Annotated in this window: 36 protein-coding genes; 4 read left to right on the top strand and 32 right to left on the bottom strand. The window is 66.5% G+C overall.

Annotated features, from left to right (window positions below; genetic code table 11):
- Positions 1-47: 47 nt before the first annotated feature.
- Together C454_RS09630 and C454_RS09625 are read right to left on the bottom strand one after the other, a co-directional pair.
- Positions 48-953, bottom strand: a complete 906-nt coding sequence (locus tag C454_RS09630) for a prenyltransferase (RefSeq protein WP_004974982.1) — start codon at positions 951-953, stop codon at positions 48-50.
- Positions 950-2,452: a phytoene desaturase family protein gene (locus C454_RS09625; protein WP_004974981.1), complete on the bottom strand. Its 1,503-nt coding sequence runs from the start codon at positions 2,450-2,452 to the stop codon at positions 950-952. The genes C454_RS09630 and C454_RS09625 overlap by 4 nt, the downstream gene beginning before the upstream one ends.
- Positions 2,453-2,547: 95 nt before the next feature.
- Between C454_RS09625 and C454_RS09620 the strand changes: the two genes are divergently transcribed.
- Together C454_RS09620 and C454_RS09615 are read left to right on the top strand one after the other, a co-directional pair.
- Complete coding sequence (locus C454_RS09620) at positions 2,548-3,240, top strand: SDR family NAD(P)-dependent oxidoreductase (RefSeq protein WP_004974980.1); 693 nt, start codon at positions 2,548-2,550, stop codon at positions 3,238-3,240.
- Positions 3,241-3,315: 75 nt separating this feature from the next.
- On the top strand, positions 3,316-4,137 hold the full coding sequence (locus C454_RS09615; protein ID WP_004974979.1) for a ZIP family metal transporter: 822 nt from the start codon (positions 3,316-3,318) through the stop codon (positions 4,135-4,137).
- 19 nt (positions 4,138-4,156) lie between these two features.
- Here the strand turns inward: C454_RS09615 and C454_RS09610 are convergent, their stop codons facing one another.
- The 3 genes from C454_RS09610 to C454_RS09600 form a co-directional block, all read right to left on the bottom strand.
- On the bottom strand, positions 4,157-5,467 hold the full coding sequence (locus C454_RS09610) for a phosphoribosylamine--glycine ligase (RefSeq protein WP_004974977.1): 1,311 nt from the start codon (positions 5,465-5,467) through the stop codon (positions 4,157-4,159).
- A 63-nt stretch (positions 5,468-5,530) separates the two neighbouring features.
- Positions 5,531-5,905: a hypothetical protein gene (locus C454_RS09605; protein ID WP_004974976.1), complete on the bottom strand. Its 375-nt coding sequence runs from the start codon at positions 5,903-5,905 to the stop codon at positions 5,531-5,533.
- A complete protein-coding gene (locus tag C454_RS09600; RefSeq protein ID WP_004974975.1) occupies positions 5,893-6,900 on the bottom strand; it encodes a DUF7490 domain-containing protein in 1,008 nt (335 codons plus the stop codon). Before C454_RS09600 ends, C454_RS09605 begins: the two co-directional genes overlap by 13 nt.
- A gap of 180 nt (positions 6,901-7,080) precedes the next feature.
- On the opposite strand from C454_RS09600, the gene C454_RS19805 reads away from it, so the two are divergent.
- Both C454_RS19805 and C454_RS09595 read left to right on the top strand, forming a co-directional pair.
- Entirely contained in the window at positions 7,081-7,239 is a 159-nt protein-coding gene (locus tag C454_RS19805; protein ID WP_081605197.1) for a DUF1059 domain-containing protein, read from the top strand.
- Positions 7,240-7,289: 50 nt separating this feature from the next.
- Entirely contained in the window at positions 7,290-7,691 is a 402-nt protein-coding gene (locus C454_RS09595) for a universal stress protein (RefSeq protein ID WP_004974974.1), read from the top strand.
- A gap of 30 nt (positions 7,692-7,721) precedes the next feature.
- On the opposite strand, the gene C454_RS09590 is transcribed toward C454_RS09595, so the two are convergent.
- The 27 genes from C454_RS09590 to C454_RS09460 all read right to left on the bottom strand — a co-directional run bounded on the left by C454_RS09590 (position 7,722) and on the right by C454_RS09460 (position 24,078).
- Positions 7,722-8,411, bottom strand: a complete 690-nt coding sequence (locus C454_RS09590; protein ID WP_004974969.1) for a hypothetical protein — start codon at positions 8,409-8,411, stop codon at positions 7,722-7,724.
- Between the two features lie 116 nt (positions 8,412-8,527).
- Entirely contained in the window at positions 8,528-9,769 is a 1,242-nt protein-coding gene (locus C454_RS09585) for an ornithine cyclodeaminase, nickel-pincer nucleotide-dependent (protein ID WP_004974966.1), read from the bottom strand.
- Positions 9,770-9,861: 92 nt separating this feature from the next.
- Positions 9,862-10,353, bottom strand: coding sequence for a hypothetical protein (locus tag C454_RS09580; RefSeq protein WP_049905067.1), 492 nt, complete (start codon positions 10,351-10,353; stop codon positions 9,862-9,864).
- 71 nt (positions 10,354-10,424) lie between these two features.
- Positions 10,425-11,366, bottom strand: coding sequence for an alpha/beta hydrolase (locus C454_RS09575; protein ID WP_004974962.1), 942 nt, complete (start codon positions 11,364-11,366; stop codon positions 10,425-10,427).
- Positions 11,363-11,719, bottom strand: a complete 357-nt coding sequence (locus C454_RS09570; RefSeq protein ID WP_004974960.1) for a hypothetical protein — start codon at positions 11,717-11,719, stop codon at positions 11,363-11,365. The genes C454_RS09575 and C454_RS09570 overlap by 4 nt, the downstream gene beginning before the upstream one ends.
- Positions 11,720-11,819: 100 nt before the next feature.
- Entirely contained in the window at positions 11,820-12,542 is a 723-nt protein-coding gene (locus C454_RS09565; RefSeq protein WP_004974958.1) for a hypothetical protein, read from the bottom strand.
- Between the two features lie 164 nt (positions 12,543-12,706).
- The gene (gene secY / locus C454_RS09560) at positions 12,707-14,176 is read right to left on the bottom strand and encodes a preprotein translocase subunit SecY (RefSeq protein WP_004974957.1); all 1,470 of its coding nucleotides are present in this window, start codon (positions 14,174-14,176) and stop codon (positions 12,707-12,709) included.
- Positions 14,177-14,179: 3 nt separating this feature from the next.
- Positions 14,180-14,677, bottom strand: a complete 498-nt coding sequence (locus C454_RS09555; RefSeq protein ID WP_004974953.1) for an uL15m family ribosomal protein — start codon at positions 14,675-14,677, stop codon at positions 14,180-14,182.
- Entirely contained in the window at positions 14,674-15,138 is a 465-nt protein-coding gene (locus C454_RS09550) for a 50S ribosomal protein L30 (RefSeq protein ID WP_004974952.1), read from the bottom strand. The genes C454_RS09555 and C454_RS09550 overlap by 4 nt, the downstream gene beginning before the upstream one ends.
- A complete protein-coding gene (locus tag C454_RS09545) occupies positions 15,138-15,782 on the bottom strand; it encodes a 30S ribosomal protein S5 (protein ID WP_049905066.1) in 645 nt (214 codons plus the stop codon). Before C454_RS09545 ends, C454_RS09550 begins: the two co-directional genes overlap by 1 nt.
- Positions 15,779-16,333: a 50S ribosomal protein L18 gene (locus tag C454_RS09540; RefSeq protein ID WP_004969595.1), complete on the bottom strand. Its 555-nt coding sequence runs from the start codon at positions 16,331-16,333 to the stop codon at positions 15,779-15,781. Before C454_RS09540 ends, C454_RS09545 begins: the two co-directional genes overlap by 4 nt.
- Entirely contained in the window at positions 16,333-16,788 is a 456-nt protein-coding gene (locus C454_RS09535; RefSeq protein ID WP_004974946.1) for a 50S ribosomal protein L19e, read from the bottom strand. The genes C454_RS09540 and C454_RS09535 overlap by 1 nt, the downstream gene beginning before the upstream one ends.
- Complete coding sequence (locus tag C454_RS09530; protein ID WP_004974943.1) at positions 16,788-17,495, bottom strand: 50S ribosomal protein L32e; 708 nt, start codon at positions 17,493-17,495, stop codon at positions 16,788-16,790. The genes C454_RS09535 and C454_RS09530 overlap by 1 nt, the downstream gene beginning before the upstream one ends.
- The gene (locus C454_RS09525; RefSeq protein ID WP_004974940.1) at positions 17,495-18,031 is read right to left on the bottom strand and encodes a 50S ribosomal protein L6; all 537 of its coding nucleotides are present in this window, start codon (positions 18,029-18,031) and stop codon (positions 17,495-17,497) included. Before C454_RS09525 ends, C454_RS09530 begins: the two co-directional genes overlap by 1 nt.
- A gap of 4 nt (positions 18,032-18,035) precedes the next feature.
- Positions 18,036-18,428: a 30S ribosomal protein S8 gene (locus C454_RS09520; protein ID WP_004042581.1), complete on the bottom strand. Its 393-nt coding sequence runs from the start codon at positions 18,426-18,428 to the stop codon at positions 18,036-18,038.
- Between the two features lie 3 nt (positions 18,429-18,431).
- Positions 18,432-18,608, bottom strand: a complete 177-nt coding sequence (locus tag C454_RS09515) for a 30S ribosomal protein S14 (protein ID WP_004042587.1) — start codon at positions 18,606-18,608, stop codon at positions 18,432-18,434.
- Positions 18,605-19,123 (bottom strand): 50S ribosomal protein L5, encoded by a 519-nt coding sequence (locus C454_RS09510; RefSeq protein ID WP_004974920.1) that lies wholly within the window; start codon positions 19,121-19,123, stop codon positions 18,605-18,607. The genes C454_RS09515 and C454_RS09510 overlap by 4 nt, the downstream gene beginning before the upstream one ends.
- Positions 19,120-19,821, bottom strand: a complete 702-nt coding sequence (locus C454_RS09505; RefSeq protein ID WP_004974919.1) for a 30S ribosomal protein S4e — start codon at positions 19,819-19,821, stop codon at positions 19,120-19,122. Before C454_RS09505 ends, C454_RS09510 begins: the two co-directional genes overlap by 4 nt.
- Positions 19,818-20,174, bottom strand: coding sequence for a 50S ribosomal protein L24 (gene rplX, locus C454_RS09500; RefSeq protein ID WP_004974918.1), 357 nt, complete (start codon positions 20,172-20,174; stop codon positions 19,818-19,820). Before rplX ends, C454_RS09505 begins: the two co-directional genes overlap by 4 nt.
- Before the next feature lies 1 nt (position 20,175).
- Positions 20,176-20,574, bottom strand: a complete 399-nt coding sequence (locus tag C454_RS09495) for a 50S ribosomal protein L14 (RefSeq protein WP_004974917.1) — start codon at positions 20,572-20,574, stop codon at positions 20,176-20,178.
- Positions 20,574-20,918: a 30S ribosomal protein S17 gene (locus C454_RS09490; RefSeq protein ID WP_049905065.1), complete on the bottom strand. Its 345-nt coding sequence runs from the start codon at positions 20,916-20,918 to the stop codon at positions 20,574-20,576. Before C454_RS09490 ends, C454_RS09495 begins: the two co-directional genes overlap by 1 nt.
- Positions 20,909-21,340 (bottom strand): ribonuclease P protein component 1, encoded by a 432-nt coding sequence (locus tag C454_RS09485; protein WP_004974915.1) that lies wholly within the window; start codon positions 21,338-21,340, stop codon positions 20,909-20,911. Before C454_RS09485 ends, C454_RS09490 begins: the two co-directional genes overlap by 10 nt.
- Before the next feature lies 1 nt (position 21,341).
- Entirely contained in the window at positions 21,342-21,554 is a 213-nt protein-coding gene (gene rpmC / locus C454_RS09480; protein ID WP_004062417.1) for a 50S ribosomal protein L29, read from the bottom strand.
- A complete protein-coding gene (locus tag C454_RS09475; protein ID WP_004974914.1) occupies positions 21,555-22,463 on the bottom strand; it encodes a 30S ribosomal protein S3 in 909 nt (302 codons plus the stop codon).
- Positions 22,463-22,924, bottom strand: coding sequence for a 50S ribosomal protein L22 (locus C454_RS09470; RefSeq protein ID WP_004042608.1), 462 nt, complete (start codon positions 22,922-22,924; stop codon positions 22,463-22,465). Before C454_RS09470 ends, C454_RS09475 begins: the two co-directional genes overlap by 1 nt.
- A 3-nt stretch (positions 22,925-22,927) precedes the next feature.
- The gene (locus C454_RS09465; RefSeq protein ID WP_004974913.1) at positions 22,928-23,350 is read right to left on the bottom strand and encodes a 30S ribosomal protein S19; all 423 of its coding nucleotides are present in this window, start codon (positions 23,348-23,350) and stop codon (positions 22,928-22,930) included.
- A gap of 2 nt (positions 23,351-23,352) precedes the next feature.
- Complete coding sequence (locus C454_RS09460) at positions 23,353-24,078, bottom strand: 50S ribosomal protein L2 (RefSeq protein WP_004974912.1); 726 nt, start codon at positions 24,076-24,078, stop codon at positions 23,353-23,355.
- Positions 24,079-24,080: the final 2 nt, after the last annotated feature.

Below are 24,080 nucleotides of genomic sequence, written 5' to 3'. Positions count from 1 at the left end.
GGCAGCCGCGCTCGCAGGTCGCTCGCGCTCACGGCCGCACCTCCGGTTCACCCATTGACGAGCCTCCAGAGAGCCCCGAGGGTGATGAGCATGCCGACGACGGTGTTGATGACGGGGTACCACCAGTACGCCCGGTCCACGTCGACGCCGGAGGTGGCGATGCCGAGGACGACGACCGGATAGGCCGCCAAGAGCGCGCCGAGTCGGAGGTCGACCGCGGCGAAGGCGACAGCGGCGAGACCCCACGTCGCGGCGCAGTACCAGTAGGTCCGGCGCTCGCCGAGAGCCGTCGCGGTCGTTCGAATGCCGGCCTCGCGGTCGGGCTCGATGTCGGGAATCGCGGAGAACGTGTGCATCCCCATCGTCCAGAGCCACGCGCCCGCGACGGCGAGCATCGGGGGGTTCGACCCCGAAACGGCCGCGTAGGCGGCGACGCCCGGCAGGACGTACAGGCCGTTCGAGACCGAGTCGAGAAGCGGCGTCGTCTTGAACCGAAACGGCGGCGCGCTGTACTCGACGGCGAGGAAGAAGTGCGCGGCGAGCCACGGCCACGCCACCCGCGGAACGACGGCGAACAGGCCGACGCCGAGCAGGCCGCTCGCGGCGACGACGGCGGTGTTGACGGGGTCGCCGCGCCAGCGGGCCTCGCGGTCGTCCTTCTTCGGGTTCGCCTCGTCCACGTCGGCGTCGAACACGTCGTTGACGCCGTAGAGAAAGACGTTCGCGGGGACGAGGAAGTACGCGAACAGGGCGACCGGTTCGAGGCCGAACAGGTCGGCGGGGGCGCTCGCGGCGGCCGCCACGCCGACGACGACGGGGCCGGCGAGGTAGAGCCAGAAGCGGGGCCGCGAGAGGACCGCGAGGTAGACGAGCCGGTCTCGGAGACCGCCGTCTGCTCCCCCGTCGTCGCCGCCTTCGCCGGACTCGGTCTGTGCGGCCATGTCGGCGCTCATCTCGCGTCGTCGGCCATCTCCTCGGCGGTGAGTTGACCGCTGATGAGGCACATCGGGACGCCGATGCCCGGCGTGGTAAACGAGCCGGTGAAGTAGAGGCCGTCGACCGCCTCGGAGCCGTGGGGCGGGCGGAGGAGCGCCGTCTGGAACAGCGTGTGCGCGAGGCCGAGGGCGGTGCCCTGCGTGCTGTTGTAGCGCTCCTTGAAGTCGTTCACGCAGAACGACTCCTCGACGACGATTCTGTCGCGGAGGTCGACGCCGGTGTTGTCGGCGATGTCGGCGAGGACGAGGTCGCGGTAGCTCTCGCGGAGTTCCGGCGTGTCCTCCAGCCCGGCCGCGATGGGGACGAGCGCGAACAGGTTGCTGTGGCCCTCCGGAGCGACCGTGTCGTCGGTCTTCGAGGGGACACAGAGGTAGTACGCGGGGTCGTCGGGCCACGCGGGGTCTTCGAATATCGTCTCGAAGTGGTCGTCCCAGTCGGTGGGTAACACGAGCGTGTGGTGGGCGAGTTCGTCCACGTCGCCCTCGACGCCGAGGTAGAGCAGGAACGCCGAGGGGGCGTAGGTCCGAGAGTCCCAGTAGTCGGCGTCGTACTGGCGCTTCTTCTCGGGGAGGAGCTCCTGTTCGGTGTGGGCGTAGTCGGCGTCGGAGACGACCTGGTCGCAGAGGAACTCGCGGCCGTCTTCGGTGCGGACGGCGAACCCGCCGCGGCGACCCGCGATTTCGGCCACGGGGGAGTCGGTGTGGAACTCGACGCCCAACTCCTCGGCGAGGTCGACGATGGCGTCGACGACGCCCGCGAGACCGCCGTCGGGGTAGTAGACGCCCATGTTGAAGTCCACGTGGCTCATCAGGTTGTAGAGCGCCGGGGTGTTGTTCGGCGCGCCGCCGAGGAACACCAGCGTGTACTGCATTATCTGCTGGAGCTTCGGGTGGTCGAAGTACTTCTCGACGTGGTCCTGCATCGAGCCGACGAGCGACAGCCCCCACGAGTACCGGAACACGTCGAGGTCGATGTAGTCGGTCAGCTCCGGGCGGTCGGTGTAGACGAAGTGCTCCATCCCGATGCGGTAGTTCCGCTCGGCCTTCCGGAGGTAGTCGTCGAGCCTGTCGCCCGCGCCGGGCTCGTAGGACTCGAAGGTGGCCTTGTTGGCCGCGACGTCGGGAAGCATGTCCACCCGGTCGCCGTCCTTGAAGAAGATGCGGTAGTGCGGGTCGAGTCGGGTCAGCCCGTAGTAGTCCTCGGGCCGCTTGCCGAAGTAGGCGAAGAAGCGCTCGAACACGTCGGGCATGAGATACCACGACGGCCCCATATCGAACCGGAAACCGTCGCGTTCGAGCGTGCTGGCTCGGCCGCCGAGCTGTTCGTTCTTCTCCAACAGCGTCACGTCGGCACCGGCGTCCGCGAGGTAGCACGCCGTCGAGAGGCCGCCGAACCCGCCGCCGACGACGACGACGGACTCGCCGGCGAGGGAGTCGAGAGCCGAGACAGAATTCATGTCCGTTCGTAAGGACGTAGAGGACATAAATCGACTGACCGAATCGACCGCCGTCGGGGGGTAGCTTTAGGCTCGGTCCCTCCTTACGGCCCCGCATGAACGACACCACCGCGGTGGTCACGGGTGCGAGTTCGGGAATCGGCGCGGCGGTCGCGCGCGCCCTCGGTCGCGCCGGCGCGACGGTCGTCGCCTGCGCCCGCGACGACGACGCCCTCCAGTCGGTCGTCGACGACATCGAGGCCGGCGGCGGGACCGCGAGCGCCGTCCGCGCCGACGTGCGCGACGAACTCGACATGGAGCGCCTGATAGAGACGGCGGCCCGCGCCGGCGGGCGCATCGACGTGCTCGTCGCCAACGCGGCGGTCGCCCACGGCACGCCCGGCGAGATGCCCGCGCCCGAGGAGTCCTACGCGGCGTTCGACGACACCCTCCGAACCAACGTCCGCGGCGTCTTCGCGGCGGTCAAAGAGGCGCTCCCGCACATGGCCGACGACGGTCGGATCCTCGTCCCCTCCGGCTCTATCGCCCGCGAGGCGAAGCCGGGAATGGGGGCGTACGCCGTCTCCAAGGCGGCCGCCGAGGCGCTCGTCCGGCAGTTCGCCGCCGACTGCGACCGGACCGTGACGGTCGTCGACCCCGGCCTCGTCGCCACCGACCTCACCGGCGGGCAGGGCCGCGCCCCCGACGACGTGGCCGACCTGTTCGTCTGGGCGGCGACCGACGCCGACCCCGCCGAGTTCGACGGCGACATCGCGGACCTCAGAGCCTGGAAGAAAGCGACGCGGTGAGGGTTCTCGCCGCTTCGACTCCCCCATCCCGCCGGAACCGCGCCCCTTATTAATCAGAACCAGTTCGTTCACAATATGAACCGTTCGACGGCCATCGGCGTGGGGAGCGTCGTGGCACTCGTCGCGCTCTCCGCGTACGCCGCGAGCGCCGAGGCGCGGAACCTCCTTATCGTCTCGTGGGCCGCTTTCGGCGCGATGGCCCTCGCCGCACCGTTCGGCGCGCGCAGCCGGGCCGAACACGCCGAGGGGCTCGTCTGGGGCTACGGTCTCGCCAGCGGCGCGATGGTGACGAGCGCCGCGGTGTTTCTGGTCCCGCAGGCGCTCGGTCACCACCCCCAGTTCGGTGGCTTCGGCATCGCGTTCGGTATCCTCGTCGGCTTCGCCGCCCACACCGTCGGCCACCGCTTCGCCCACATGGACCTGCCCATCGACCGCACCGTGGCCGAACTCTCGGCGCACGCGGTGTCCGCGGGCGCGATTATCGGCATCGTCTACGGGAACATCGACGTGGGCGTCGGTCTCGGCCTCGCCATCGTCTCCCACAAGGGACCGGCCGGCTACGCCGCCGCCCGCCGGCTCTCGGGACGAGGTGAGTCGGTCGCCCCGCTTCTCCTCCCCGCGGCGGGCCTCGGCATCGCCGCCATCGTCTCAAGCGCCGTCTCGCTTCCGGCGACCGGCGCCTTCCGCGGGCTCGTCTTCGGCTTCGCTTCCGGCGTCTTCCTCCACGTCGCCATGGACTTCCTCCCGCGCTGTGAAATCGGTAGCGAGATTCACGAACTGCTGTCGGTCGAAGACGACCACGCCCACGCGATACTCGACCGCCTCCGAGTCCACGCCGCGCTGAGCACCGGCGTCGGCGGCCTCGCCGTCTTCGCCGCGTGGCTGGTGCTCAACTAATCGACTCCCGACGAATCGACTACTCGCCGGCCGGCCCGAGGTAGCCCCACGCGAGCAGTCGGTCGCCGTCGCCGTCTACCCAGCGCTCGCCGATGTCGTCGCGGTAGTACAGGTTCGGGATGACGATGTCGTCGACGCGGTCGTACGCCCGTTTTCTCGCCTCCTGCATCGTCTCGCCCTTCCCGGTGACGACGAGCGGGATGCCGCTTTCGCCGGCGGCGCGCCACTGCCCGTCGACGAGTTTCGCGTCCTCGATGTGGACGCCCTCGCGGCTGTCGGTCTCGAAGACGACCGCCGCGTTCCGCGAGTTCTCGTCGTAGGTCTTCTCGTCGGTGAAGGGAAACGGCGGCAGGACGATGCGGACCGCGATTTGGTAGCCGCCGTGGACCGATAGCTCGGGGTCGTTGCCGTGGGCGAGGTCGTAGAAGAACTGCGCCGTCGACGACTCGAAGGACTCCTCTTGGAGCGTAATCGTCGGGTAGCCGAACCGCGGCGTGAACTCCAGCGGATAGATGCCGTGTTCGTTGACGATGCAGTTGATGTCGATGCTCCCGACGTAGCCCTCCTCGGCGAGCCACGGTTCGAGCCGACCCAGCGTCTCCTCGAACAGCCGGTTCCGCCCGGCCCAGAACATCGACGTGCCCATCTCGCCGGTCGAGGGGCCGATGTTGCCCGGAAAGAGCTTCTTGTGCTCGAAGTTGAAGTTCACCGGGTCGACGAACGTCTCCCCGTTGAAGAAGCCGCAGACGGCGATTTCGACGCCTTCGACCTTCCGCTGGAGCTGAAAGCCCTTCATGCGGTGGCCCCACGCCTGCTTGTACGCGCGGAGCACCTCGACCACGTCGCTGCCGTCGTCCTCGTTGCCGACGTAGAGGAGGCGCTTGACGTTCTGCACCTCGCCGAGCGGCTTGATGACGTAGGGGGCGCGGTTCCGCCGGACGTACTCGATACCCTCGTCGAAGTCGTGGAAGACGCGCTGTTCGACCGTGTTCACGCCGTGGGACTCCAGTACGTCCATCGCGTAGCCGCGGTCCTCTTCGAGGCGGTCGGTGTTGGGCGTCCCGCCGACGACGGCGTGTCCCTCCTCGCGGAGTTCCTGCGCCAGCGCGCCGGTGCCGATGTCGGAGCCGACCCAGATGTCGTCGAAGACGGTCACGTCGGCCCACTCGACCTCCGCGCGCCAGTCGTCGGTCTTCGGGACGAAGCCGTCGCCGATCTCTTTGTCGCGCTCGGCCTCGATGTAGTACCGAACGTCGTGGCCCTCCCTGTGGACCTGCCACGCGAGGTCGGTGATGAGCGCGGCGTCCGCCGACACGAAGAGAAAGTTCATATCCCACGACTCGGGCGGCGGCCTGAAAACTGTGTGTGTGGTGAGAGGTAGCTCGGCAACCGCTCAGTCGCTCGCCAGTCGGCGAAGCTGGACCGAGACGCCGAGCGCCGCCCCGAGGAGCAACACGAGGTTGAACGCCGCTTGGAACGGCGCGCGGTACTCGGGGTTCACCCACGTCGTGATGGTCTGGCTGGCGTTGAGGTAGAACTGTAACGCCGCGATGAGCGCGAGCAACAGCAGCCCCGCGAGGACCGCGTAGTCGAGGTAGCGTCGCATCCGCTCCGCGAACTCCCGGTTCTCGCTTTCTTCCTCGTCGGTCGGCTCCGGGGTGGGCTCTCGAAGCCTGTCCACCCCGGACGCGTCATCGTCGGCGGTCGGTGGCTCGTCGGTCGTCGACTGCGCTGTCTCCGTCGGCGTCTCGTCGCTCATTTCGACCACCTCCGGGCGGCGAAGACGGCCGCGAGCAGTCCCACGACCGCCACTATCGGCCCGAAGCCGGGTGCCTGCGAGGAGGTCTCGGTCTGCTCGTAGTCGGTTCGCTGCGGCACGTCGCCGTCGCCGTTCTCGAAGTCTTCGACGCGGAGTTCCACGTCCTCTCTGGTCTGGTTCACGCTAATCGTCCTCGTTGGGTTCAGGTTCGCCGCGCCGCGGGCGGTGTCGATGACGACCCCGTCGCGGAGCAACACGGCGTCGATGTAGTAGTTGTAGTCGTTCGGGACGCTCGCCGACGCGTCCACCGTCTCGGTTCGGCCGGCCGCGATGGTCCCCGCGTCGACCGTCGTCCGGGAGGCCACGATGTTCGATTCGGCCTGCCGGAGGACGAACATCACCGAGAGGTCCTCGGCCGGGTCGTCGCCGGCGTTCGTCAGCGTCGCCGTCAGGTCGAGCGTCGTCCGGTCCTCGCCGGCCTCGGCGACGGCGAAAGAGACGGGCGGGAGCGCCTCGCTGTCGGTGAACGAGGTGGTCGACCGGAGGTACGGCGGCTTGATGGCCGAGACGCCGCGGACGCTCTTTCGCGCCTGGTCGACCCGCTCGTCGTCGCTGTAGAGGACGACCTCGATGTCGTAGCCGCCCTCGCGGGGGACCGTGAGGTTGGTCGTCGTCGCCACCTCACCCGTCTTCGAGAGCGTCCCGACGTCGAGTTCCTGCGTCGTCGTCAACAGCCCCGACTCGGCGTCGACGGCGCGGACGAGGACGCTCACGTTCTGCGTGGGATTTCCTCGGTGGTCGATGCGCGTCTCGATTTCGAGCGTGACCGTCTCCCCCGTCGCCTGTCCGGCCGCGATGGAGACGCCGGCGACGTCTACCGGCCCGGGTCGGACGGGGCCGTCGTCGGTCGGGTCCGCGACGACCCCCGGAACCACGGCGGCGGCGACGAGCGCCACGACGACGACGCCGACCGCCCCGGCGGTGAGGAGGGCGTTTCTTTCCATACCCGACTGACATTTACGGCCGGGTATATGTTTTGTCCCCGATGGGTCGGCGGAGCGGGCGACACAACGGCGACGCCGCGGCCATAGAGACACCGCGGCCGCGGGGACTCGCCCGTCAGCGGGAGTGTCACGACGAGTGTGAACACACGCTTTGCTCTCGGGGCGCCTATCTCTGCTGCCATGTCGAAGGCGATGCAACAGGCGACGTGTTCGTGCGGGTTCAGCGTGACCTCCGAGAACAGAAACGAGGTCGTGAAAGTGATTCAGGAACACGCCCACGACGAGCACGGGAAACAGATGACGAGAGACGACGTGCTGGCGATGATGAAGCAGGCCTGACGAGCGCGGTCGGGCGTGGATTTTTATAGGACGGCGTAGCGATATGTGGCATGGCAACATACGTTATCGGGACGAACTCGGTCCACACCAGCGCCGAAGTCTGCGACTATCTCTCCCGGCGAATCGACGCCGGCGACGTGCTCCACGTCGTCAACTCCCACCGCGGCGGCGACGAGACCGACAGCGAGGACGTTCGCGACGGCGAGGACGCCCTGAACGTCGTCGTCTCCCGTCTCGGCGACCTCGTGGACGTGGAGTCTCACCAGTACATCCGCGGTAACGACGCCGCCGACGACATCCTCCAGTGCGCCGACGAACAGGACGCGGACGAAATCGTCATCGGCGTCCGAAAGCGCAATCCGACCTCGAAAATCGTCTTCGGCAGCACGGCACAGGACGTGCTGTTGAACTCGAACATCCCGATGGCGGTCGTCCCGCTGGAAAAAGTCTAATCGTCGCGTCCGAGGTCGACCGCGGCCGCGTTAGTCTCCGGCTCGGTACTCGACGAGTACCATCTCGAACGCGGGCTCTTCGTCGCCTTCCTCCTCGTAGAACGCCATGTAGCCCGGCAGCGGGCTCTCCGGCGTGACGCAGCTCTCCCAGAAGACGCTCCCGTTCGTCCGGACGACGAAGTTCGCGCACTCCAGGCCGGCGTAGGTGGATATCTCCTCGACTTTGAAGCTCACGTTGCCGTTTTCGCCCGAGGCTTCCCAGCCGTCGCCGACGCGGAGCGTCTCGCCGTCGACCCCGCTGTAGTACGGCGAGTCGAAGCCGATGGTAGCGACCGAGCCCGACGGGCTTCCGGCGAGTTCGCCGTAAATCTCGTCCGGCGGCGCGCTCACGGTCTGCTCGCTCGTCGTGTTGGGCGTGACCAGTTTCGTCCGAATCGTCACCTCGTCGTCGGTCGCGGAGACGACCTCCCACTCGTAGGTGGCGGTGCCGTCGATGCTCGGACTCGTGATGTCGTAGCGGTAGTACTGCCCGGTCCGGTACCGCTGGTCCCACGTCCCGTTGAACGAAAACGAGGACCGTTCGGCGTCGCCGTCGCCGCTCTGGTCGGCCGATTCGCCGTCGGTGGCTGTCGCGGTCGCGTCTGTCGCACCCGTCGATGCGTCGGTCGCGGTCGTGGCGTCGCCGCCGACGCCGCCTCCGCACCCGGCGAGGAGAACCATGAGTGCCGCGAGAAGCACTCGCGCTGCTGTGGGTTGCATACAGGACAGAGAGGCCACCCGGGGTCATAATAGACACGTCAGACGGGGCGGCGCGGGGCGAACCGCGAGCGACCCGCTCAGTTCTCGCCGTCCGCTTCGAGCACCTTCTCGGCGAGCGTCGGCACGAACGTCCCGATGTCCGTGACCATGCCGATGGCCTGCGAGGAGCCGCGGTCGAGCAGTTGCGTGACGGTCGCGGGGTTGATGTCCACGCAGACGGTCTTCGCCGTCGAGGGCAGGCAGTTCCCGACGGCGACCGAGTGCAGGAGCGTCGAGAGCATGAGCACCATGTCGGCGCGGTGGGCCTGCTCGCGGATGGCGTTCTGCGCCTCGATGGTGTCGGTGATGGTGTCGGGAAGCGGGCCGTCGTCCCGAATCGACCCCGCGAGGACGTACGGCACGTCGTTTTTCACGCACTCGTACATCACGCCCTCTTTGATGAGTCCCTCCTCGACGGCCTCGGCGATGCCGCCGGCGCGGATGACCTCGCTGATGGTGTAGATGTGGTGTTTGTGGCCCTTTCGGGGGTGTTCCATCGTCTCCATGTCCATCCCGAGTGAGGTGCCGTACAGCCCGCGTTCGATGTCGTGGGTGGCGAAGCCGTTGCCGGCGGAAATCATGTCCACGTAGCCCTCGCGGACGAGTTCTGCGAGCGCGTCGCCGCCGCCCGAGTGGATGAGCGCCGGCCCGGCGACGACGAGGACGTTCCCGCCGTCTGCCTTCGTCTCGCGGAGCGCGTCGGCCACCTCGCCGATGAGCGACTCCGAGGGTCGCTCCGAGGAGACGCCGCCCTGCATGAACCCGAAGGGACCGGAGGCGTCGCGGGGCCGTTCCGGCGGCTTGACGCGAATCCCCGCCTCGTCGGTGACGACGAGGTCGCCCTCCTCGATGCCGTTGAGTACCTTCGTGTAGGCGCGCGGCCCGGTTTCGGTCTCCTCGATGACTATCGCGCAGTCCATCTCGATGTCCTCGACCGGGAGCCACTCGCCTTGATACCGAACGTCGGTCGGGTGGTTCGTCGTCGAATAAAAGCCCACGGGGACGACCCGGTCGGCCGGCGAGGCCTCGACGCGGGCGTCGACGGGGTCCGTGAGGTTCGCGCCGATTTGGTGGAGTTCGTGCAGTATCTCCTGGAGGGTCTCGCGGTCGTCCGCGGACACCGACATCCGGCAGTAGGAGGTCTCGTCTTTCTGCCGGCCGACGTCGAACTGCTCGACGTCGAAGTCCCCCCCGAGGTCCATCACGATGCCCATGGCCTGTTGCATCATCCCCGAGTCGATGATGTGGCCGTCGAGTTCGACCGTTCGCGTGAACGTCATCGACGGAGAGACGGGAGAGGCGGCAAAGTGGGTTACGGACGCGATGACGCGGAGAAAAGACGGGGTCGGACGAAGTTCGGTTCTGCCCGTGTTCAGAGGAAGAAGCCCTTGAACGTGTTGGCGACGGTCCAGACGACCTGGTCGACGGGGTGACCCCGTTCGCCGGAGACGCGGATGCGATCGTCGGCGAGAGCGTCTTGAACCTCGGCGAGCGGGTCAGACGAGTCGGCGATGGTTTCGAGGGTCTGTCGGTCCGTCGTGATTCGGGTCGACGCCTCGTCGTTGGGACCGGTCGAGATGTCGTCGATGCGCATGTCGTCTTGCACCGACGCCGAGAACACGTGCGTCTCGTCGCCGTCTTCGACGTAGACGTTCACCGTCTTCCCCGCGATGAGGCTTCGGGCGAACGAGACGTCGAGCTGTTCGACGTTGTCGTTGTACAGCGCGACGCCCTCTTCGAGGAGCTGTTGCATCTCCTCGTCGCTCGGCGTCTCGGACTCCTGTGCGAACACCGGGGCGGACGCGGCCACCGCGACGAGCGCGACGGCGAGGAACAACGAGACGAAACGTGTGGATGTGGACATTTCTGTATGGTATAGGCCGGGCGAGGACATAATGGTTCGCGCGAGCGTTCAACGGGGTGACTTGTCCCCCGTCAGCGAACCGTTCGGAGGAACGACAGGAGGTGGCCGAACGTCTGTTCGAACGCCCGGTCGTAGTGGTCGAAGTGGCCGGCGGGGAGTTCGACCAGCGTCGACTCCGGTAGCTCGTCGGCGAGGTCGGCCACCGCGTCGGCGGGCGCGAGGTCGTCGCGCGTCCCCGAGACGAGGAGCGTCGGGCAGGTGACGGCCTCCGGGTCGGGGAGCGCCCGGTAGCGGAGCAGCGAGAGGAACAGCCGAGCGGGCGTCTCGTCGCGCCACGCGCTCCCCGGCGGCACGAGGTCGCGGTAGGCGGCGCGCACGCCGGGGTCCTCGAAGACCGCCATCGACGAGCCGTCGCCGACGACGGGGACGCGATACGGGCCGAGGAGCCGCGACTGGAGTTTGTCGCGAACGGCGGCCGCGACCGCCGCGAGCGTCCCTTTGACGCCTCGGCCCCGCGTGACCGCCTTTCCGTCGAGCATGGGGTTCTGGGCGATGACCGCGGCGACCCGACCGTCTTCGGCCGCCGCGCGGAGCGCGTAGCCGCCGGAGAGCCCCGCCCCCCAGAGGACGAGCGAGCGCGAGTCGATTTCGTCGCGCCCGCGGAGTCCGTCGAGCGCGGCGTGCCAGTCGGCGACCTGCGAGTCGGGGTCTACGAGATTCCGGGGCTCCCCGTCGGAGTCACCGGTGTTCCGGTAGTCGAAGAGGAACGCCGCGTAGCCCGCCTCGGCCAGTCGCTCGGCGTAGGGTCGAAGCCCGAAGCGACGCTCCGCCGCGAGTTCGCCCGCCATGACGACTACCGGCGGCGACTCGACGCCGTCGGGGCGATAGAGCCAGCCCGCGCAGTTCGTCCCCTCGCTCTCGAAGGTCAGCGAGACGCGCGAGTACTCGAAGTGCGAGGGCCGACGCGGGCCGCGCGCGGCGGAGGGCTCGCCGCGGTGACGCCACGCGCTCACGCGTCTCCCTCCTCGTAGAGGCTGTCGAGAACGCGTTGGGACAGTTCCTCGTCGCCCAGCGAGTAGTCATTGTACGCGCGAATCCAGTCGGCTTCGAGCGTCCACGTCGCCTGCACGTCGCCCTCGCTTCGGAGCACCGTCGCCTCGACGGTCCTCGGGTTGAACTCGTCGTCGCGAGCGAGGTCGAGGAAGGCCGTGACGGCGCGGCCGACTTCGCCGTGGTCGGGTTCGACGTCCGGGAACGCCGTGAGATAGGTCAGCGAGACGGCGTCGTCGAGCGAGACTGACTCGACGCTGATGCCGTTGCCGCGGAGCGCCTCCTCGACGGCGGCCGCCGGTTCGAGGTCGTTCATACCACGCGATACGACTGCCGGCGGCTAAACGTTTGCCGCGAGACAGGACGACGCGCGGGTCCGACGACGGCGTCGGGCCGGGTCGGCAGGGGGAAACGACTCAGTCCGCGCTCGCGTCGGCCCGGCGGAGCGCGTCGTGGAGCGAAAACAGCGGTTCGATGTCACCGGCGGCGTAGTCGACGAGGAGCCGAGTGAGTTCGGCGTGCGTCCGCGTGTGGTCGAGCCCCGCGACCACGCCGTCGACGTACGCCTCGCCCAACGCCTCCCCGACGTGGGCTCCCTTGACGTGGCCGTCCTCGATGCCGAGGCGTTCGAGGTAGCCCGCCGGGAGGTCGTAGTCGTCGTACCAGACGGTCGGCTGGTCGACGCCGGCTTCCTTGCACGCCTTCCACAGCGCCGGAATGTCGCGGTTCGGACGGACCACCTCCGGGTACGCGTCCGCGGCGAGGGTTCCGAGGTCGACGTGGTCGGCGAACAGCGCGTCGATTCGACGCGGCGCGTCCGCCCAGACGCCGGCGTCGGCGACTCGGTCGCCCCACGCGCGGAGGTGGTGTTCGTCGAAGTACTCGCCGTTGTAGGTGACGACGCCCTCGTCGCGCGCCTCGCACCACTCGACGACCCGTCGGAGGAGGTCGGCGGTGTGTTCAAGCGACCAGTCGCCGTCGCGGAGGAGCACTTCGACTTCGACCTCGGGGTCGTCGCCGTCGCCCCGGTGGCCGAGGCCGACGGCGACCAACTCGAAGTCGTCGGTGTTCCGGAAGTCGCTCGGCGGGCCGTTCGGGCTGGCCGTCTCGATGTCGACTGCGAGTCGCCCCTCGTGCATACCCCGCTGTTCCGGCGGCGGCAGTCAAAAGTGGCCGGATTGTCCGGCGGTACGGTGGTTCGAGGCGGTCGCGCCGCTCTCGGTGCGAGCGCGTCAGAAATGAGGTGATGTGGAAGTGACGTTCGCCGCGAGCGTGCGGCGGCAGTCGAGCGCGTCGGTGCTCGCTATTCGGAGCCGAACATGTTGCGCATCATCGGGTGCATCTCCATGAGCTGTTCCTCCGCGATCTCCTCGTACAGCTTGTACGTGATGGAGACCGTAAGGAGCAGCCCCGTCCCGGAGACTGCGCCGATGGTGCCGAGCATGTTCGCCATGACGGCGAGCAGGCCGACGAGCGCGCCACCGATGACGGTCACTTGCGGGATGTACCGCTCCATGACCTTCTCGATGACCTGCGGGTTGCGTCGGAACCCGGGAATCTGCATCCCGGAGTTCTGAATCTGTCGCGCGGTCGATTCCGGACCCATGCCCGTCGTCTCGACCCAGAATATCGCGAACACCGCGCCACCGACGATCATGAAGACCAGGTCGATGAGCACGCGGATGGCGATGTCGAGCGGGTCGGCCGACGTGAGCCCGAGGAACCACATCCAGTCGGACCGCGACTGGATGGGCGCGAGGTAGTAGAACAGGCCACCGGTGACCTGCCCGCTCGTGTACTGGCCGAGCCACGCTGGCATGGCGGCCCACGAGTTGTTGAGGATGCGCCCGAGGAACTGGATGTTCGCCTGCAGGGCGCGGACGAGGATCATCGGCAGGACGCTCGCGTAGATGAGCTTGACCGGGAAGCGACCGCGGGCACCCTTCACGCGGGCGTGCGAGAGAGGAATCTCGACGCGGACGCTCTCGGCGTAGACGACGATGCCGAAGATGAGCACCGTCGTGACGAGCGCGAGCAGCTGTCCCTGACCGAGGAATATCGTCGACAGCAGGTCGGTCGGCGAGGCCGGCAGTTCGATGGCACCGGTGACGATGCCGATCCACGTCGGGAAGAACCCGGACGCGCCGCCGAGGCCCTCCCAGCTGAACAGCCCACCGACGAGCTGCTGGCTGACGCCGGCGATAATGAACAGGCCGACCCCGGAGCCGACGCCCCACTTGCTGACGATCTCGTCCATGAACAGGATGAGGACACCACCGACGGCGATCTGCGCGAAGATGAGTCCCTTCACGCCGAGCGTACCGATGCCGAGCGACGCCGCTACGGCCTGGTCGGCCGGCAGGAAGTTGCCGGCGAACACCATCGGTAGACCCGTCAGGACGATCATGACCCCGACGAGCAGCTTCTGCAGACCCTGATAGAGGATCTGGTCGCGCGGGTTGTTGTCCGTGTCGAGCCCGAGCAGGTCAGCACCGCCAAGCAGTTGTAGGACGATGCTCGCCGTGACGATTGGACCGATACCCAGTTGGAGCACCGAGCCCTGCTGGCCGGCCAAGATGGACCGGAACTGACCGAACAGGTCGTTCGCGGTCGCGGCGTCGACGCCGAACAGCGTCACGTTCGTCAGGAAGAAGTACAGAACGAGGATACCGCCAGTCCACCCGAGCTTCCGGCGGAACGGTACGTGTCCCTCCGGTCGGGCGACTGCGGGCATCCGCGCCAGCACTGGTTCGGCGGCGTCCTTCCATCCCATGATTTATTCCTCGTCGTCCTCGTCGGCGTCGGCCGATTCCTCGGCCTCCGCCGCTTCTTCGGCGCGTTCGGAGAGTTCGGCGTTGCCGCCCGCCTCTTCGATGAGTTCGACGGCACCGGCGGTGAAGGCGTCGGCGACGACGTGCAGTTCGTTACGAACCTGCCCGCCACCGAGCACCTTCACGACGTCCGCTTCCCAGCCGTCCTCGGCCACGTCGCGGGCGTCGATGGTGTAGGTGTCGCCGTCCTTCTCGGCGACTCCGTCGGCCGCGAGGAGCGCCGCGTCCTCGTCGAGCTTCTGGATCTTGACTTCGGCGACGTCGTCCTGCAGGACGTCCGGTCGCTTGAAGCCGTGCTTGCCGAGCGGCTCGTAGTTGTGGAACTCGTGTTTGTCGCGTCCGGCGCGGCCGCGACCGCCGCGGTGACCGGCACCGCGTCGGTTCTTGTGCGTACCGCCGCTGTGCGTGCGGGAACCGCGTTGGCGTCGCTTCTTGGACGTCATCGCATGTCCTCCAGGAGCTCGTCGATCTGTTCGGTGCTGTGCTTTCCGAGTTGGCCACCTTCCTTGGTGACGTGCTTCTGTCCGCGGTGACCGCCGCGCGGCGGGTGCAGACGGAGCACGGGGGAGACGCCCTGCTTTCGCAGCGTCGTCTCCTCGTCGACGATGGCCTGCGCGAGCGCGGCCACGTCGTCGTAGTCGGTGTTCTCGGAGACCCACTCGTCGGTGATGTCGCCGTCGCCCTGCTCGGGCTCGGCGCGCGTGCTGATGAGGGTCTCGACGACGTCGACGCTCGGCTCGCCGTGCGCGACGAAGTCGTTGACCTTCGAGATCATCCCGCGGTAGGCGTCCGTTTCCGGCACGAACGTCGCGTGGTTCACGCGGTGGATGTTGAGCATCGAGAGCGTGTCGCGGACGTCCTGTGCGATGTTGACCTCACCGCGAAGCTGAACGATAGCCTGCATTATTCGCGCACCTCCTGACGCACTTCACGAGCGCGCTGCGGCGTACGAGACTGCGACGCGTTCTTGAGCGCGTTGTAGGTCGCCTTCGCGAGGTTGACCGTGGTCCGGGTGTTCCCGTCGCTCTTGGTCCAGGCGTCCTGGATGCCGGCGAGTTCGAGGATGTTCCGGACGGTCTCTGCGGCCGCGAGGCCGAGACCCTGCGGGGCGGGGATGATGCGGACCGTCACGGAGCCGGCCTTGCCCTCTGCCTTGCGCGAGAGGGAGTTGAGGCCGCCTGCGCGGTCTTCCCACGACCCCGAGCCGCGGTCTACCTTGATGATGTTCAGTTTCGCCACCTCGATGGCTTTCTGGATGGCACCGCCGACCTGGTCGTCGCGGGCCTCAGCGTAGCCGAGGTAGCCGTCACGGTTCCCGACTGCGACGACACACCGGAACTTCACCCGGCGGCCGGAGTCGGTCATGCGCTGGACCATGTTGATGTCGAGCACCTCGTCGTCCAGTCCGGGAAGGAGCTGGTCGACGAGCTGGGGTTCCTTGAGCGGAAGTCCCGTCTCGAGCGCCTGGTCCATCGACGTGACGTCGCCGTTCTGCACCATGCGGCCGAGCCGCGTTCGCGGCTCCCAGCCGTTGTTATTTCTGCTCATTCGTCCTCCTGAAGGTTCCCGAGCACTTCGTCGAAGTGGTCGGGGAGGTTCGTGGCATCGAAGTCTCCACTGTAGAGCGGCTCGTCGAGCTGCTCTGCGTACTCGGCGATGTGGACACCGCGGTTGCGGTCCCAGTCAGCGAGTACTGCATCGTTGTGGGGGATTTCGAGGCCAGCGTCGATAGCACCCTCCTGCACCGCGAAGACCTTGTTTCCGGGCGTGGCCGTGTTGAGGCCGATGTCGAGGACCGCTTCCTCGACGCCGGCGGCCAGCGCCCGCTTACCTGCCAGATACCCCGTGAGGTACGCGCTCGGGAGGTTGCCCGTGGGGGCTTCCCAGCCGTACTCGTCGAGGTCGGCAGAGGTCGCTGCAGCGTGGGTCTCGTCGCCCTGCGGGCCCGGAGTGACCAGCTGCGCCCTGACGTGCTTGTTGCTCACGCGAGCAACGAGGCGGGGCTTGCCCGATTTCAGCAGGCGCAACCTTTGATGGTAATCGGTCCGGACTTCGCGGCGACGCCGCATCGGAACCTTGTATCGTGGTCCGGTCGCCATTATTGAATCTCCACCTGGTAGTTGTTCTGAATGTACGCTTCGAGCCGGTCCACGCTATCGAATTCGCCACCGGACGCCTTGTTGTAGAGCGTGCGGTACTGGGAACGGTCGAGCGTTCCGTCCTCGCGAAGCTCCTTCAGGCGACGGCGCTGGGCGCGGATTCGGCTGACCCATGCGTCTTTCTTGTTCTGTCGAGCGCCGGAACGGCCCTTGCGGGAGCCGGCACCCTTGCGGTGACCGTAGGAACGCTTGGCGGCGCGCTCGCGTGCGCGACCCTTCGAGTTGCCCTTGGCGTCCTTGGCGCGAATCGTGCCCTCGTCGACGAGTTCACGGATGTCTTCGCGCGTGATGGCCTCCGCGATTTCGGCCTGTTCCTCTGGGTCGAACCAAACTCGACCCTTGCCGACGTCGAGGACGTCGGCCGCCATTCGCTTCTGCGCTTTGAGGTCCGTCATCAGTTGTCCACCTCGACTTCGACGTAGGTGGGGTTGAGGACGCGAATCTCGCGGTCCTCACACGCTTCCTCGATGCGCTCGCGCTTGCGCGCGCCGACCGAGGAGGCGATGCGAACTGCCTGCGTATCGCCGTCGATGCCTTCGAGGTCGTCCGTGTTGAACACGCGGACCTCCTCGAAGCCCGACGGGTGCAGGCCGCGGGCGGCCTTCGGCGTGCGGTAGCCCGCCTCGACCTTGGGGCCCTTGCCCTTGATGCCGATACGCTGTTTGGAGAGCCCACCACGGGGGCGACGCCACGACGTGGGCGTGCGCTTCTTCTTGTGGTGGTCCTGCCGGTTGAACTGCGGCTTGCCCTCGCGGCGCTTCTGCGCCAGGGCTTCCGCGGTTTCCTCGTCGAGCTGGGGCTTCTTGTCCGCGTGACCGCGGGGCTGAAGCTCCGTCTCGACCTCTTCGGCTTCCTCTTCCTCTGGCTCGGCTTCGGACTCGTCTTCGACTTCGGCCTCGGCCTCGTCGGAGACCTCGAGGCCACCGACGTCGGCTTTGATACGCGCGGCGAGCGCGTTACCGATGCCGTCGACCTCGGCCAGTTCGGACTGGCTCGCGGCCTGTACGTCGTCGACGCTCTCGAAGCCGGCTTCGCGGAGTGCGTCGGCCTTCGACGGGCCGACGCCGCTGATGTCTTCGAGTTCGGTGATTTCTTCCGACATTAGGCATCACCAGTCTGCGGTTTCTGGGTGATGTACACGCCGTCGGTGAACACGCGAGTGTCCTTGTCCTTGACGCGGGTGAGTTGTTCGATGTCGGCGGCGGTCTGCCCGACGTCCTCCTTGTTGGAGCCCGTCAGGGTGAGTTCTTCGCCGTCGACCTGTACGTCCGTGTCGCCGCGAATCTGCGCTCGTCGCGGGGACTTCTCGCCGAGGAAGTTCTTGATGACCACGTCGCTCCCTTCGACACTAACCTGCATCGGGAAGTGAGCGTAGTGGACTTCCATCTTGTACTCCCACCCCTCGGTCGCGCCGTGAAGCATGTTGTTCACGTGGCTCTCGAAGGTACCGATGGTCGCGTTGGTCTTCGCGTTCTCGACGTCGCTCTCGATGACGATTGCGTCGTCTTCGGCGGAGACCGAGACGTTCGGGTACCAGAGGCGCTTGGTGACGCTTCCGTTGGGGCCCTCGATGGTGAGCTCGAGGTTTTTGACCTCGGCGGATACCTCGTCCGGGATTTCGATTTCTATTCGGCTCATTGTTCTAGTAGACGTAGGCGATGATCTGGCCACCGATGCCCTTCTCGCGGGCCTCGTAATGGCTCATGACGCCGTGGCTCGTCGTGACGATGAGCGCGCCGTAGTCACGGGCGGGGAGGAACCGCTTCTCCCATTTCTCGAAGTCGTCGGCTCCGGCGGAATACCGGGGCTTGACGACGCCACAATCGTTGATTGCGCCTTTCAGTTCGACCTCGAACAGACCGGCCTTGCCGTCGTCGACGAACTCGAAGCCGTCGATGTACCCGCGGTCGTAGAAGACCTCGAGGACGGAGCCGATGATGTTGGAGGCGGGCTGGATCTCGTGGGACAGATGTCCGACGCTCTCGGCGTTGTCCACACCGGAGAGAGCGCTACTGAGTGGGTCGTTGTCAGCCATTGCTTATCGGTACTTCTTGAATCCCATCTCGCGGGCGATCTCTCGGAAGCACTGGCGGCACAGGTTGATGTCGTACTTGCTGACAAGTCCCTGCTTTCGACCGCAGCGCCGGCACTCGTTCTCCTGGCCGGTGCGGCGGGATGCGTGCTCGCCCGTCTGTTCTGTTTCGCTATCGCTCATTCTTCAACCTCCACGTCGAACGTGGACTCGATGAACGCGACGGCGTCCTCGACGGTCATCCGGTGGGACGACGGAATCTGGCGGGAACGCTTGTCGCGCTTTTTCACTCGGTAGCCGGGGCGGACGAGGTTGACCGTCACGTCCAGCCCGTAGATACCGATCTGCGGGTCGTACTCCTGGCTCGGGAACTCCGTGTGCTCTTCGACGCCGAAGCCGAAGTTGCCCGTCTGGTCGAACGACGAGACGGAGAGGTCCGCGATGGGGAGTGCGGTTTCGAGGAACTCGACGGCGGTGTCACCACGGAGGGTGACCTTCGCGCCGACGGGTTCGCCGCGGCGGACGCCGAAGTCCTGCGAGGCGCGGCCGGAGATCGTGCGAACGCTCTCCTGACCGGTGATCTCCTCGAGGATGTCCTCGGCCTTCGCGAGTTCGCGACCACCTTCGCCGACGCCCATGTGGACGACGACCTTCTCGATGCGCGGGTCGCGCATCGCGTGGAAGTCAGCCTCGCTCATTCGTCATCACCCGTGAAGTTCTCGTCGATGACGACGACGTACTGTTCGACCGTCTCGAACTCGCCGTCTTCGGTCTCGACGACAACGGAGTTGTTCCCGCTGCCGGGCGTGACGATAATCTCGGTGATTTCGCCGATTTCGCCGGAGTGCCGTCCGTTGACGGCCGTGACGAGCGCGCCTTCCTCGTAGGGGAAGTGCGCGACGACGTCCTTCGTCTCGTTGTCGACGACGATGGAGTCCTTGCCGCTGTACTCCGAGGCGTCCTCGACGATGAGGGTCGCCCCGTCGTGGAGCGTCAGCTGGAAGTCGCCACCGCCGACCTGCGTCTTGTTCACGATCTTACCGAGACGGCTGGATGCCGAGTCGGCGTCGATGGGGGTCAGCGCCAGGCGGCCTCCCTCGTCGGGGAAGACGCGGTAGTACTCCTCTCGCTGGACGAACGCCAGGATGTCGAACATCCCGATGGGACGGCGGACGTCGGAAGCCACGTCGCCGTTGACCAGAATGCTCTGGTGGTTGAGGGCGTACTGGGCCTCCTTCTTCGAGTCCACGTAGCCGAGCACGTCGCGCAGGACGATGAGGAGGGGAACCCCCTCTTCGCCGTGCGGACCCGCTCCGGCCTTGACCGTGAACGTGCCTGTCTTGCGCTCGACCGGCCAGGACTTCGGTACGGACAGTCGCTTCTGGTGTCGAGTCATTCGTTATCCTCCTTGAGTCGGGCCTCGCGCACGTCGTCTTCGAGGTCCAGTTCCGTCACGCGGACGTTACTGGCCTGAAGGGGGCGTGGGACCTCCTCGCCGTCGGCTTTCTCAACGGTGACGCCGTCGACGTAGATGACGGCGTCGGTGAGGTCGACCTCGGTGACTTCGCTTTCTTCGCCGGCGAAGTCGCCGCGGAGCACCTCGACCGTGTCGCCCGCGTTGACGCGGACGTTACGGCTGCCGTACTCCTCGCTGAGGTCGTCCGACAGCGGTGCGCGGACCTGCTTTTGCCGCTCGTGGAGCGGCGCGTCGCGAATCTGGGTTCGCTGTTTGCGCGGTTGTCGAGTCATACTATACAATCATCGTAGCCGTCGATGCGATACTCCCGAAGCGCTCGGCGACTTCGCGTGCGACGGGACCCTTGATTTCGGTCCCGCGAGGCTCTTCCATCTCGTCGATGATGACGGCGGCGTTGTCCTCGAACTTCACACGCGTGCCATCGGGCCGGCGGATGGATTTCCGCTGGCGGACGATGACCGCTTCGAGCACCTGGCGGCGCATCTCGGGGGTACCCTTGGTGACCGAGACGGTCACCTTGTTCCCGATGCCTGCCTTGGGGTGGCGGTTCTTCGTGCCGGAGTAACCCGCGACGCTGATAATCTTCAGTTCACGAGCGCCGGTGTTGTCGGCGCACGTGACCAGCGAGCCACGGGCGACACCCTTGGTGATGTCCGCTTTGAGCGCTTCCATCACTCGTCACCTCCGATAATCTCGACGACGACGTGGGATTTCGTCTTCGAGAGAGGTCGGGTCTCCGCAATCGTTACTTCGTCACCGACAGCGACGTCGTCGAGCACGCCCGGCACGTGTGCCGGGATGCGGGAACGTCGCTTCATGTAGCGGTCGTACTTCGGAACGAATACGTCGTACTCCCGCTCGACGATGACGGTCTTTGCCATGTCCGTCGAGACGACTGTCCCCTCCAGGGTCTGACCCCGGACGGAGAGCGAGCCGTAGAACGGACATTTTTCGTAGTCGTAAGCCTCGGAATTGTCTGGTTCCGGAGGCATTGGAACGTCAAGTCCTATCGCCATTTCGAGTCACCTGTAGTTTCGGTGCGCAGGGCGGGTCGTGAGAGCAGTTGTGCGCCATCCACCGTAACGTAGGCCGTGCCCTCGCAATTCCCGGGACGGGAAGCCGCCGATGATGAGTCGGCGAGCCGATCAGACTGACTGGCATCAAATCCGCCAGTAGTATCCGACCGAAGTTTGGACGCGGTCCCCGACGCCTTCGCGGCGCCGGCGGCTTCATCTGTACGCGGAATCTCGAATTCGAAGGTCGCCCCTCGTTTCGGCACCTGCCGCACCCGGGACCCGTCGTCGACCATGAGCGTGTGCATCGTCTCGACGACGATGCGACCGGCTATCCCGACGAGGTCGGGGTTCGCCGCGTCGACGACCTCCACGTGGAGGCCGTTGAGCTCGTGTCGCGTGAGGGTCTCGGGTGTGAGTGGCATTTTATTCTTCGTCGAGGTCGCCTTCTTCGCCCTGAATCGTCTTGATTCGGGCGATGGTCTTCTTCAGTTCAGAGACGCGGCCGGGGTTCTCCGGCGCGCCACCCGCGGCCTGCACGGCCTTCGCGTTGAGCAGCTCCGTCTCGAGCTCTTCGAGCTCGGCGGTGCGCTCTGCGGGCGTCATGTCGCGAATCTCTTCGGTGTAGAGGATCGCCATTTATTCTTCCTCCGTTTCTTCGTCGTCGTCTTCCATCTCCGCGACGAGGTCGGCCGCCTCTTCGGCGACGTCTTCGTCGAGTTCTTCGTCGTCGTCGACGACTTCCTCGACCGCTTCGTCGTCCTCGTCGTCGGCTTCGTCGACGACTTCTTCTTCGACCGCTTCGACGGCCGCTTCCTCGACGACGTCTTCGTCGACTGCGTCCGTCTCGGCGTCGGCCTCCTCGGAGACGTCCGGAACTTCCTCCGGCTCCTCTTCGAGGAGGTCCTCGACGCTCTCGGTCTCTTCGATCTGTTCGACCGCTTCGGGGTTCGCGTCTTCCTCGACTTCGAAGTCGTCGGGGAGCTTCGCACCCGGCGGGATGATCTTGACCGTCACGCCGATGGTGCCGAGCTTCATGACTGCGACGCCCTGGCCCTCGTCGACGATCTCCTGTGCGGGCTCGCCGTTGTGCTTGATGTAGCCGCGGTTGAACTTCTCGACGCGGGAGCGAGCGCCCGTGACCTTACCGGAGAGGACGATTTCGGCACCGAGGGCGCCGGCGTCCATGATGCGGTCGATGGTCGTGTGGCCCGCCTTACGGAAGTACCAGCCGCGCTCGAGCGCGTTGGCGAGGCGGTCGGCGACGATCCGGGCGTTGAGGTCCGGCTCGTCGACTTCCTGCACGTCGATCTGGGGGTCGTCGAGGTTGAATCGCTCTTCGAGTTCGCGGGTGACCTTACGGATGTTCTTCCCGCCTTTCCCGATGACCATCCCGGGCTTTTCGGCCTTGAGCACGATCTGGGTGCCCATCGGCGTCTTGGCGACGTCCATGCCGCCGTAGCCCGCTCGGCCGAGCTCTTCGGCGAAGAACTCGTCGATCTGGGACCGCTGCAGTCCGTTCTCGATGAATTGGTGTTCGTCAGCCATTATTCCTCGACCTCTTCGATGATGAGTTCGACGTCACAGATTGGGGTGTTCCACGGGTCCGCCCGACCGAAGGCACGGGGCTTGCGACCCTGACGTTCGCCGACCTTGTGGGCGGCGACGTGCTTGATCTCCATGGCCGGTCCGTCGAACCCCTGTTCGGTCGCGTTGTTGCGAACGTTTTCGAGGAGTTCGAGGAACGCCTTGGACGCCTTCTCGGGGTACCGTCCCGCGTCCCAGCCGTCGATGTCGCTTCGGTGACCGACACCGGAGTTGTGCTGCTTGAACGGAACCGACCGCTCGCCGTCGATGACGGCTTCGAGGTACTCCTCTGCGTCGGCGACGGGCATCCCCTTGATGGCTCGGGAGATGGCCTTGCTGTGCTTGATGCTGATGGGCCGGTCCCGGAGCATACCCTTGGCCGTGGTGTCCGGGTCGGCCTCGACGCTGTAGTTGATTCCCATGGTTTACTTGAGGGGCACGAACTTCGAAGACCGGGTCGCGCCGATACCGGCCTGACCGTGCTCGACCGAGCTACGGGTCAGCTGGAACTCGCCCAGGTAGTGACCGATCATCTCGGGCTGAATCTGGGTGCGTTCGAACTCCTGGCCGGTGTAGACGGCGAAGGTGAGACCGACGAATTCGGGGAGAATCGGCATGTCACGCAGGTGCGTTCGAATCGGCGTGTTAGCCGTCTCCTCTTCCGTCTTGTCCTGAGCCTTCGCGAGCAGTTTCTCGTGCTCGGCCGACAGGCCTCGGGTGATGGTTCGCCGCTGACGAGCGGGGAGCAGTTCCGCGACCTCGTCGAGCTCCATGTCCTGCAGCTCGTCGAGCGTGTAGCCGCGGTAGGTGAACTCACCTTCGCGGCCGGTGCGGTATTGCGTACTCATGGTTACTTACCTCCCTTGCCACCGCGACCGGTGCGTTTGGAGGCGATGTCACCGACCTTCCGGCCCGGCGGAGCGTTCCGCGAGACGGACTTCGGCTGACCGGGGTGCTGCCGGCCGCCGCCACCGAACGGGTGGTCGACGGCGTTCATAGCAACACCACGCACGCGCGGCCACTTGATACCGCGCGCTTTCATCTTGTGGTACTTCTTGCCTGCCTTGACGAACGGCTTCTCCGTGCGGCCGCCACCGGCGACGACGCCGATGGTGGCTCGGCAGTTGGGGTTGAGGCGCTTGACCTCGCCCGACGGGAGCTTCACGATGGCGACCTTGCGGTCGTGCGAGAGAAGCTGCGCGCTCACGCCGGAGGCGCGGGCGAACTTCCCGCCGTCGCCGGGCTGGTGCTCGACGTTACAGACGGGGACACCCTCGGGAATCTCGGCGAGCGGCAGCGTGTTGCCGGGCTTGATTTCGGCGGAAACGCCGATCTGAAGCTCTTCGCCGACGGTGACACCCTCGGGCGCGAGAATCATGCGCTGTTCGTCCTCGAACTCGACGAGGGCGATGGGCGCGCTGCGTGCGGGGTCGTGCTCGATGCCGACGACCGTGCCCGTGATGGTGTCTTTCTCCTCGGACTTCTTGTGCGACAGTTCGGCCTTGTAGCGGTGCGACGGCGCCCGGAAGGTGGACGTACCGCGACCACGACGCTGGCCCTGAATTCGGCGTCCCATGG

The organism is Haloferax gibbonsii ATCC 33959 (assembly GCF_000336775.1).
Classification (GTDB): domain Archaea; phylum Halobacteriota; class Halobacteria; order Halobacteriales; family Haloferacaceae; genus Haloferax; species Haloferax gibbonsii.
The sequence above is the reverse complement of the archived record's forward strand: the minus strand, read 5'-3'. Positions and strand labels throughout refer to the sequence as shown.